Here is a 10,601-nt window from a genome sequence, read left to right as displayed (position 1 = left end):
CTTCCGATCTTGATCGCCATCGCCCGCTCCGAAGCCGCCGCCGCCCTCGCCGTGCTGCTGGCGCAGCCGCCCGGTGCTTTCCTTCCCGCCGACGCACAGGCGGACGGCATACCGGATTACGCCGGAGGGCCGGACGCGGGCACCCCCGCCGACCTGCTGCGCCGCCGCGCGGATATTCTTGCCGCCGAAGCGCGGCTGGCGCAGGCGGCAGCCGCCATCGGCGTAGAGCAGGCCGATCTGCGCCCGTCGCTGACCATTCCGGGTGTCGTCTCGCTGGGCGACGGGTCGCTCGGCGGGCTCTTCTCCGATTTCCTGCTGACGCTGGGTGCCGCCATCGACCTGCCCCTGTTCGACGGCGGTCGCCGCCGGGCGGAGGTCGCTGCCGCGCGCGCCGAGGCCGATGCAAGGCTGGCGGAATATCGCGTCACTTTCCTGGATGCGCTGGCGGAGGTCGAGACCGCGCTGGTTTCCATCGATGCCTACCGGCAGCGCCTGGCAGCCTTGGCCGAAGCCATCGCACAGAGCGAAACGGCGCTCGGCCAGTCGAACGCGCTTTATCGTGAAGGGCTGGCGTCGCTGTTCGACGTTCTGGACGCGCAGCGCCAGTTGATCGCCAGCCGCCAGTCGCTGATCGACAGCGAAGCCGCGCTCGCCAGTTCCTACGTGGCGTTCCATGCGGCCATCGGATCGGACGGCTATCAGCGGACACCGGGCTGAAGCGGATGGTCGCTTCAGCGCTGCCGTAAGGCGACGACCCTGATGTCGGTCCGTTCAGAGGCTTCAGTTGCTCTTGAAAACGGGTTCGTCTAGCGACTGTCAACATGTCCGGTTTCAAGTTTCCGAAATTCGCGCCGAAACGCGCGGGCGCTGCAAAGGCAGCGGTTTGCGCCATCTGCATCGTCCTGTCGGGGTGCGCTTCTCCCAATCTCGAACTGCCGGAACTGGCGCGCAACCTGCCGCCGGGCTTCGCCGCCGGCGGCGTCGCGGCGCAGCCCGACGATGATTGGTGGCTTCGTTTCGGCGATCCGCAGCTTGCCGCGCTGATCGACGAGGCGGTTCGCCAGAACCCGCAGATCGGCCAGGCGATCGCCCGGGTGGAGCAGGCCCGCGCGCAGGCCCGCATCCGGCGCGCCGATCAATTGCCCCAGATATCCGCCGCCGCCGGGGCTTCGCGAGCCCGGCAGACGCTCGGCGGCCTCGGCCCGATCGGATCGATCCCCGGCCTGCCCGAAGGCGAGGAGGCACCCTCCGGCTTCACGGTCGAAAATTACGATCTGGGCCTCGACGTCAGCTGGCAGACCGATCTGTTCGGTGCGCTACGCGCGCGTTCTGCCGCCGCCCGCGCCGAATTCCTCGCCAGCGAAGCCAATCTGCGGGCCGCGCGCCAGGCGATCGCGGCGCAGGTCGCACGCAATTATTTCACCCTTGTCGAAGCCCGCGCGCAGGTTGCCCTGTCGGAAGAGGTCGTCGAAACCTTTGGCGAAATCGCGCGTCAGGTCGGTAACCGGGCCGATGTCGGCATCGCGCCGCCGAACGACAAATTGCTCGCCATTTCCAACCTGCAATCGGCAGTTGCAGGATTGCAGCAGCGCGAGGAAAATGCCGAGCGGCTGACCCGGCAGCTTGAAGTGCTTCTGCGCGACTATCCCGCCGGAACGCAGAGCACGGCAGAGGTGCTGCCAGGCGTGCCGCCGCCCCCGCCCACCGGCCTGCCTGTCGATCTGCTGACGCGGCGGCCCGATGTCGCGGTGGCCGAATATAATCTGCGCGCAGCGGGTTTTCGCGATGCTGCCGCGCGCCGCTCGCTTCTCCCCTCGCTCAATCTGACCGGATCGGCGGGCACCGCCAGCGACGAACTCGGCAATCTGCTCGACGGGGATTTCTTCGTCTGGTCGATCGCCGGGCGCCTGCTGCAGCCCATCTTTCAGGGCGGCAGGCTGCGGGCGCAGGTGCGGTTTGCCGAAGGGCAGCGGGACGAGGCATCCGAACGCTATGCCGAAACGCTGCTGACGGCGCTGTCGGAGGTGGAAATCGCGCTGGCGATAGACGGCGATCTCACCGCCCGCGAGGTGGCGCTGACCGCCGCCGCCGCCGCGGCGCAGGAATCGGTCGGCATCTCGTTCAACCGTTATCGCGCCGGCATCGATCCGTTCCTGACCGTTCTGCAAAGCCAGCAGAACGCACTGGATGCGCGCAGTTCGGTGCTCGCCACTCGCCGCGCGCGGCTGGAAAACCGCGTTGCCCTGCACCTTGCTCTCGGCGGCGGCTTCGGCTCGCCCGCCTCGACACCTGCTTTCATCGGCGCTTCGACTGACGATGGTCCCACCATCCAGCTTCCCCGGGAACCTGCCCAATGACGATCCGATCCGCTTTGTCCGCCTGCCTCCTGCTGGCGCTTGCAGCCTGCGGCGGCGGTTCCGACGAGGCCGAGAGCGAGGAAAGTGCCGCCGCCGCCGAAGCGGCGCAGGCCATCAGCGTGGAAGTGGCACGAGCGCAGACCGGCGACATCCAGTCATGGGTCTATGCCCAGGGCACCGCCCGGGCGGCGCAGCGGGAATTCCTGTCCTTCGAAAGCGCGGGCCGCGTCGTCTACGTCGACCCCAATCTGGAGGAAGGGGACAGCGTTCGCCAGGGGCAGGTCATCGCCTATCAGCAACAGGCCCGCGCCGAGGCAGGGGTCGCCAGTGCGCGGGCCAGCCTGGCCGGTGCCCGCACCGAAGTGCAGGTGGCGCAGGCCAATCAGCGCGAGGCGGCGGCCAATCTCGAACTCGCGCGTGAAACCTTCGAACGCTATCGCCAGCTGCTGGCGCTGAATTCGGCATCGGAGCAGGAATATGACGAGGCCGAAGCGCGACTGGCGCAGGCCCGTGCCGCCAAGGCGAAGGCCGACGCGCAGCTCGCCTCGGTCCGCTCCGGCGTCAACGCCGCGCAGGCGCAGGTGGACGAGGCGCAGGTCAGCGTCAGCGAAAGCCGCATCGTCGCGCCGATCAACGGCGTTATTGCGCGGCTGAATATCGAGCAGGGGCGCTATTTCTCGCCGCAAGCGGTGCAGATCGGCAGTGAATCGGGCGCATTGTCCAGCGTTCCGGTTGTCATCATCAATCCGTCTTCCTTCGAAATCACCGTGCAGCTTCCCGCATTCGAACGGGATGCGATCACGGTAGGCTCCGAGGTGCTGATCGACACCAACGAAGGCGCCTTTGCCACCGGGGATCGCACCGAGGCGCGGCCCGGCATCGGCGCCGGCAGGGCACCGGGGCTGGCCGTCAGCGACAATGCGGTGCGCGGGCGGGTGTCCGCGATCTCGCCGTCGCTCGATCCCGAACGGCGATCCTTCCAGGTCACGATCCGGTCGAGCGTTGCCGCCACCCGGCTGCAGGATGGCGAATTCGTCACCGTCTGGATCGCCGGCCGCCAGGCGCAGGACACGGTCATCGTGCCTTATGATGCGATCCGGTTCGAGGACAATGCCGCCTATGTCTTCGTCTACGATCCGCAAACGCGGACGGCGCGGCGCACGTCTGTCCGCCTCGGTCTGCAGGGCATCGAGGGCGTGGCCATCCTGTCCGGGCTCGAGGCGAATACGCCGATCGTGACCAGCGGGGTGGAACGGCTGTCGGATGGCGACCGCGTGCGCCGGATCGAGCAACGAGAGCGCGGCCGCTATGGCAGCCGGGCTGGCGACGCGCGATGAGCGACAGGGACAGCGGCGAAGCCACGCCCGGCAATGCCATACCCGTAAATTCCGTCACCGATGCGGATGATGCGGCAGCCTCCCTTTCAGCGGACGATGCGGTAAACGACCCGGCTGCCGGGGATGGCGCGCAGGACAGCCCCGCCGAAGCCGGACCGGTTGAAGAGACAGACGACGGCCGGGAGGATGCAGGAAACGAGGAAAGCGACGCCGTCGCCGATGCAGGCCCGCTGGCCCGGTTCTTCTTCCTCAAGACGACTTTCGGCATTCTGCTTACCACCCTTCTCGTGGTTGGCGGCGTCATGGCCTATTTCAGCCTCGTCAAGGAATCGCTGCCCGACCTCGACATTCCGCAGGCGACGATAACGACCACCTGGCCCGGTGCTGATCCGGCCACGATCGAGGAGCAGGTGACGCAGGAGATCGAGGACGAACTGACCACGCTTGCAGGTGTGAAGGCGATCAACAGCGCATCGTTCGACAGTTTCTCGCTCATCTCGGTCGAATTCGAGGCCAGCGCGGATAGCGGCGAAGCCATTGCGCGCCTGCGCGAAAAGGTTGCCGATGCCGAGGCCGAACTGCCTTCCGAAGCGGAAAAGCCGACCATCGAACAGGTGTCGGTCGACGACCGGCCCGTGCTTACCGTCGCTCTTTACGGCGACGCGGGGCCGGCGGCGTTCAGCGCACTCGGTGAAGATCTGCAGGACAGGCTGGAGCGGGTGGGCGGCGTCAACGAAGTCGATCTTGCCGGGGTTCGCCAGGAGATCGTCCAGGTGCTACTCGAACCGCAACGCCTGCTGGCGCTCGGCCTGTCACCTGTCGAGGTCCGCAACGCGATCACCCGCGCCAATCTGGAACAGCCCTTCGGCGAGATCGACAGCGAGGAAATCGGCGCGGTCGTCCGGCTGGAGGGCCAGTTCCGCACCGTCGACGATCTGCGGGCGCTTCCCGTCACCCGCTTCGGTGACGGTGCCACCGGCCGGCCGGTGCTGCTGGGCGAGGTCGCCACCGTCCGCCGCCAGCTGGAAACCGAGGATTCGCGCACTTTCTACAGCAAAGGGGGCGAACGGTACCGGCCGTCGGTCAGCCTTTCGGTCAAGAAGATTCCCGGTTCGGACACGATCCAGCTGATCGACGACGTGATAGCGGACATCGAGGCGTTTTCCGAAACCAGTGCCTGGCCGCAGGGCGTGGAATTCGCCATCGTGCAGAACGGGGCGGAGACCATCTGGGATTCGCTGATCAGCGTGTTCAACAATGGCTGGCAGGCCATGCTGGCCGTCTTCATCATCCTGTTCCTGGTGCTGAGCTGGCGCGAGGGGCTGATCGCCGGGCTGTCGATCCCGGTCACCTTCTGCGGCGTGCTGATCGTCATCCTGCTGATGGGCTATTCCCTGAACGAACTGGTCATCATCGGCATGGTGCTGGCGCTGGGCCTGCTGGTCGATGTGTTCATCCTGATGATGGAAGGCCTGCACGAGGATATCTACGCCAACAGGAAAAGCTTCGGCGAAGCGGTGCTGGGCACCATCGGCCGCTATGCCATTCCCGCCCTTGCCGGGCAGCTCACGACCATTCTCGCGCTGGCCCCGCTGATGGCGATCGGGGGCGTTTCGGGCAAGTTCATCCGCGTGCTTCCGATTACGGCCATCGCCTGCCTCGTGCTGGCGTATATCGTTGCCCTGTTCGCCGCGGTTCCCCTGTCGCGCTATCTGCTGCAACGGGCGGCCGAAGGCGGCGCGCAGGACAAGACGAGCAAGGCCGACGAGATTTCGGTCAGGGCTTCGCACTGGCTGGAGAACTGGACCCAGGCGCATATCATCTCCAGCCGCAAACGGGCCTGGGCATGGGTGGGCGGTGCGGTCGCCATGTTCGTGCTGTCCTGCCTTGCCATCGCGCAGACGTCGCTGGTGCTGTATCCCAAGACCGATGGCGATAATCTCGGCATCAATATCGAACTGCCCGCTTCGACCCAGCTGCAAACGTCGCAGCGGGTGGCCGACGGCGTGGGCAAAATCCTGCTGCAGAAGCCCTATTTAGCCGATGTGCTGAAGCTGGTCGGCAGCAAGAGCCCGTTTGCCGGCGGTTCGGTCGCGGCATCGCTTCAGCCGTCCAGCGCCGAGAACTTCATCGGCTTTTCCGCAACCTTCGTGGAACGCGGGGACCGGGACGCCCCCGGTTTCGAGATCGCCGACGATCTGCGCGAGGAATTGCGCGCCTATCTGGATGCCAATGTCGCGGGTGCCGATCTGCTGGTGGTTCCCGAAACCGGGCAGCCGACCACCGGCGATCCGATCGAGATCGTCCTGACCGGCCCCGAGATGGGCGAGTTGCAGGATCTGTCGCAGCAGGTCCAGGCGGTGCTGGAGGACGAGGCGGGCGTCGTCGACGTGCGCGACAATCTCGGCAGCGTCACCGGCGAGATCGCGCTCCGCCCGAACCGAGAGGCGCTCGATTTCTTCGGGCTGACGCAGGCCGATCTGGCCGCGCAGATCCGCTTTGCCCTGTCCAACGACCAGGTGGGCGAATTCGTCACTCCCGGCCCGGAAGACGATCTGGAAATTCACATCGGCACCGACTGGCCGAGCCAGCAGGGTTACGAGGCGGGCGGGCCTTCGCGATACGAGGAACTGGCGCTGGTGCGCGCCTTTACGCCGAGCGGCGAAAGCGTGTCGCTGCTGTCGCTGCTGGAACCCGTGCAATCCGAAGCCGCCGTCGCGGTCAGCCACAAGGACGGGCAGCGGGCGCTGACCGTACTGGCCAAGAACCAGGACCGTGCGGTGACGGAAATCATCGATGCCGTTACTCCCGCGATCGAGGAAGTGCTGGCCGATGCGCCCGCGGGCTATGCCTTCGCGGTCGGCGGCGAGGCGGAGGAGACGGCGGAAACCTTCGGTTCGGCAGGTATCGCTCTGGTCGTGGCGGTGATCATGGTGTTCGGCGTGCTGGTCATCGTGTTCGACAGCTTCCCGCAGGCCTTCATCCTCATTACGACCATGCCGCTGGCGCTGATCGGCACCTTCCTCGGCTTCTTCGCCTTCGGCCTCAGCCTGTCCTTCTTCGCGGTCGTCGGCGTGATCGCGCTGATCGGGATCGTGGTGAACAATGGCATCGTCATGGTCGATACGATGAATACGCGGCTGCAGGAGGGGTTCAGCATCGCCGATGCCGCCGCGCGCGGTGCCGCGGACCGGTTGCGCCCGATCCTGACGACATCGGTGACCACGATCGTGGGCCTGGCCCCGCTCGCCATCGGCAGCCCCATGTACCGGCCGATGTGCCTGGCGATCATGTTCGGCCTGGTGTCCTCCACGGTCCTGTCGCTGTTCCTCATTCCGGCACTCTATACATTGCTGACCCGCAAGAGCCGCGCCCGGGCGGAAATGCTCGATTGATGCGCTGGCCCGCCGCCCTGCTGCTGCCGCCCCGAACTCGAGAGCGCTCGCAGCTTCTGCATGTTCGGCCTGGGCAGCGCGGTCCTGCCGGCATTGGTCGGCAATGTCCGCGCGGAAGATCGCAAGACACTGTCGAGGGAGCCGAGGAGCACAGATGCCAGGATCAGAAATCAGAATTCCGCCCCCTGTGGCGACGAGGCCCGCACGGGCGGTGATCTGACCGTGCGAAAAATATCTCTGACCGAAGCGGAAGTGGATTTCACGGAACGCATGGGCATCAATGCCGAGGCGGACGGCCAGGCGCGGATCACCGGCCGTATCTGGGCGTTGCTGATGGTTCTGGCGCGCGACCTCACCTCGGCCGAGATCGCCGATACGCTGATGGTCAGCCGCGGCAGTGTCAGCACCAATCTGCGGATGCTGGAAAACCTCAAGATCATCGAACGTCGGTCCCGGCCCGGCGAGCGCGAGATCTATTTCGGCATGTGCCCCCATCCCTACAGCGCCCTGATCGAACAGTTCATCGAGCGTTTCGCCAATCACCGCAGGATGGTCGAAACGGCGGCGGAGCGGATCGACCGGGATGCGGGACGGGAGAATCTTGCAAACCTGTCCCGATTTTACGAAATCCTCGAGCAGGGCCACCGGGCCATGCTCGACGAAATCATGACGGCCGATCCCTGATGGCGGCACCTGAAACCCGCACCGGCGCCCAATCGCGCAAAAGCAGAACGCCGCCTTATGCAACGCGGCAGACCGCGCTGTCGTCGCTGGGTATGCTCGCTGCTGAGGAGGCTGTCCGTCATCCGGGGCTGAGCGGCGTCGAATTGCTGCGCGACGGCATCGATGCCTTCGCCATGCGGATGTGGCTGCTGCAAAGGGCGGAGCAGGCCGTCGATCTGCAATATTACATCTGGCATGGCGACATGACCGGGCACCTGATGCTGGAGGAACTCCGCAAGGTAGCGGCGCGCGGGGTCCGCGTCCGCCTGTTGCTGGATGATAATGGCATCGCCGGCCTCGACGACACGCTGTTCTGGCTGGCGGGCCTGCCCAACATCGAGATCAGGCTGTTCAACCCGTTCCGGCACCGCCGCTTCAAATCGCTGGATTTCATCACGGATTTTGCGCGTGCCAACCGGCGGATGCATTCCAAGAGCTTCACCGCCGATAATCAGGTCGCGATCGTGGGCGGACGTAACATCGGCGACGAATATCTCGCCGGGCGCAAGGACGGGGTTTTCGCCGATCTGGACGCCGTCTGCGCCGGCCCGGTCGTCGGGGACATTTCGGACAGTTTCGACCGCTTCTGGAATTCACCAGCCGCGCATCCGGTCCAAACGCTTGTGGCTGACCGATTGTTCGACGCAATACAGCAGGCCCGTGGCAACCACCGGAAAATCGTCGCGCAGCCGCAAGCGACCGACTATCTGCAACAAGTAGCGGAATCAGCGTGCCTCGCCCAGCTGGAAGCGGGCGAGGTGAAGCTTGTGTGGGCACCGGTCACGCTGATCAGCGATCCGCCGGAAAAGGTTTCGCAGCCCCGACCCGGCCCCATCTCGCTGCTCGGCCGCCTGACCGCCTTTCTGGGCGAGGCGCAGAGCGAATTGCTGATCGTGTCCGGCTATTTCGTGCCGACCCGCGAGGGTGCGCGCGCCTTTGCAGCCATGGCCCGCCGGGGCGTGGACGTGCGGGTGCTGACCAATTCCTACGCCTCGACCGATGTGGGCGCGGTACATGCCGGCTATGCCCACCGCCGCAAGCAGCTGGTCGAGGCGGGCGTGCGGCTATTTGAAATGCCCGCACCCGGCGACCGGCCGAAATTGTCAGGCAAATTCGTGCGCGGCCATGCGCGGAACAGGCGAGAGGGCAACGGTTCGACGCTCCATGCCAAGGCGTTCACCGTCGATGGCAAGGCGGTGTTCATCGGCTCCTTCAATTTCGACCCTCGCTCCTTCGCGCTCAATACCGAACTCGGCATCGTCATAGAAAATGCGGATCTGGCGAAGGAGATGCGGGAGGCGTTCGACGAGGCCATCGCGCCCAACACCTATAATGTGGTGAGCCGCCGAGGCCGGCTGGGCTGGATCGACCAGCGGGACGAGATGCCGGAGGTCGAATTTACCGAACCGGGCACGAACTGGCTATCGCGCCTGTTGGTAAGGGCGCTTTCCCGCCTGCCGATAGAACATCTGCTGTAGGCCGCATGGCGGACTTTTGTCTTTCCGCTCCGGGTCGCGCAGAATAGCCCGATGAAGCGGTTGCTCGTCATCATTCTCTTGGCCTTGACCGGGCTGGCCGCAGGGGGTGCCTCCGCGCTGTGGGCGGCAGGTCTCTGGCCCGGCCGGTCGGCGCTGGGGTTCAGCGATGTCGATGTCGGCGGCTGGCGCAGCGATTGGGCGATCGGCGGCGCGGCGGCCGACCCCTATCTGCGCGCAAGGATCGCCCGCCACGGGCTGCTGGCGCTTTCGCGAGAGGAAGCTGTCTATTTGACCCGCCAGACGGACGAAGCCGGTCGCCCGCTGACGGAGCGCTGCTCCTACCGGCTGACAGGCGGACGTCAGCCGGCGGGCTGGTGGTCTATCACGCTCTATGATGCGGAGAGCCGCTTGCCGATGAATAACGACGAGGCGTTATCGATCGACGCGACGAAGACCGAAGATGCCAATCGCTGGACGGCCCTGATCGCGCCGCGCGATCCCGGCGACGGAGGCAACTGGCTTTCCAGCCGCGCTGCCGGTCAGTTCGACCTGACGCTGCGCCTGTACCGCCCCACGGCGCAGGTGCTGTCCGACCCGGAGGGCGCGATCCCCGCCCCCCGCATCGAACGGCTTTCCTGCCGGGGGGATGAGGCATGATCCGCTGGTTGGGGGCTGCTGCCCTGTTTCTCGTCTGCGTGGCTGCGGGCCATGTACTTGCCCTGCGCGCGGCGCCTGAATTCATCATGTCGCGGGCCATGGCGGCAATGGCGGATCGGGGCGTGCCCTTGCACGGATTTGTCCTGTTGCCGCGAATTACGCCGGAAACGCAGACGGTGGTGCGCCCCTCGCCCGACCTTGCCTATTCCATCTGCCGGTTCGACCTCGCGGCCGCACCGGGGGGCATCCGCGTGCGTGCGGGAGCTTACGACGGGATGTCGTCGATTTCGGTGTTCGACGATCAAACCGTCAATATCGCGACGGAAAGGGTCGGGGCAGAACCGGCGGAGTTCATCCTGACCGGGCAGGACGCCGCGTCTGCCGACCCGGCGCTGCCCGCGATCGAATCCGGCAGCGAACGCGGCCTCATCCTGATCCGCAGACTGGCCCCGACAGCCGCCGCTTACGACCGCGTCCGCCGCGCCGCACAAAACGACGCCTGCGAACCGCTCTGATCCGTGGGCATAAAGTGGTGAGCCCTGCTGGGATTAGCCGATGATCACCGTCGCGAAGAGCCTTTGCCAACGCTTCTCTCGCCCCAGAAGAGCGTGTCTGAAGGCTGCTGAGGACGGTTGAGACCCACTGTTCCTCATC

General features: G+C 65.9%; 8 protein-coding genes. All 8 read left to right on the top strand.

What is annotated here, in order from left to right; genetic code table 11:
* Positions 1 to 717: TolC family protein (locus tag HG250_RS06605; protein ID WP_170003998.1), on the top strand; the 717-nt coding region annotated here is incomplete at its 5' end.
* Positions 718 to 821: 104 nt separating this feature from the next.
* Positions 822 to 2,357, top strand: a complete 1,536-nt coding sequence (locus tag HG250_RS06600; protein ID WP_170003996.1) for an efflux transporter outer membrane subunit — start codon at positions 822 to 824, stop codon at positions 2,355 to 2,357.
* Positions 2,354 to 3,694, top strand: coding sequence for an efflux RND transporter periplasmic adaptor subunit (locus tag HG250_RS06595; protein WP_170003994.1), 1,341 nt, complete (start codon positions 2,354 to 2,356; stop codon positions 3,692 to 3,694). Before HG250_RS06600 ends, HG250_RS06595 begins: the two co-directional genes overlap by 4 nt.
* Positions 3,691 to 7,089: an efflux RND transporter permease subunit gene (locus tag HG250_RS06590; protein ID WP_170003992.1), complete on the top strand. Its 3,399-nt coding sequence runs from the start codon at positions 3,691 to 3,693 to the stop codon at positions 7,087 to 7,089. The genes HG250_RS06595 and HG250_RS06590 overlap by 4 nt, the downstream gene beginning before the upstream one ends.
* Before the next feature lie 222 nt (positions 7,090 to 7,311).
* Positions 7,312 to 7,773, top strand: a complete 462-nt coding sequence (locus HG250_RS06585) for a MarR family transcriptional regulator (protein ID WP_170003990.1) — start codon at positions 7,312 to 7,314, stop codon at positions 7,771 to 7,773.
* Positions 7,773 to 9,290, top strand: coding sequence for a phospholipase D-like domain-containing protein (locus tag HG250_RS06580; protein WP_170003988.1), 1,518 nt, complete (start codon positions 7,773 to 7,775; stop codon positions 9,288 to 9,290). Before HG250_RS06585 ends, HG250_RS06580 begins: the two co-directional genes overlap by 1 nt.
* A gap of 51 nt (positions 9,291 to 9,341) precedes the next feature.
* Positions 9,342 to 9,947 (top strand): DUF1214 domain-containing protein, encoded by a 606-nt coding sequence (locus HG250_RS06575; protein ID WP_170003986.1) that lies wholly within the window; start codon positions 9,342 to 9,344, stop codon positions 9,945 to 9,947.
* Positions 9,944 to 10,462 (top strand): DUF1254 domain-containing protein, encoded by a 519-nt coding sequence (locus HG250_RS06570; RefSeq protein ID WP_170003984.1) that lies wholly within the window; start codon positions 9,944 to 9,946, stop codon positions 10,460 to 10,462. The genes HG250_RS06575 and HG250_RS06570 overlap by 4 nt, the downstream gene beginning before the upstream one ends.
* The last annotated feature ends 139 nt before the right edge of the window (positions 10,463 to 10,601 follow it).

The sequence above is a fragment of the Pseudopontixanthobacter vadosimaris genome (assembly GCF_012979275.1).
GTDB classification, from domain to species: Bacteria; Pseudomonadota; Alphaproteobacteria; order Sphingomonadales; family Sphingomonadaceae; genus Pseudopontixanthobacter; species Pseudopontixanthobacter vadosimaris.
The sequence above is the reverse complement of the archived record's forward strand: the minus strand, read 5'-3'. Positions and strand labels throughout refer to the sequence as shown.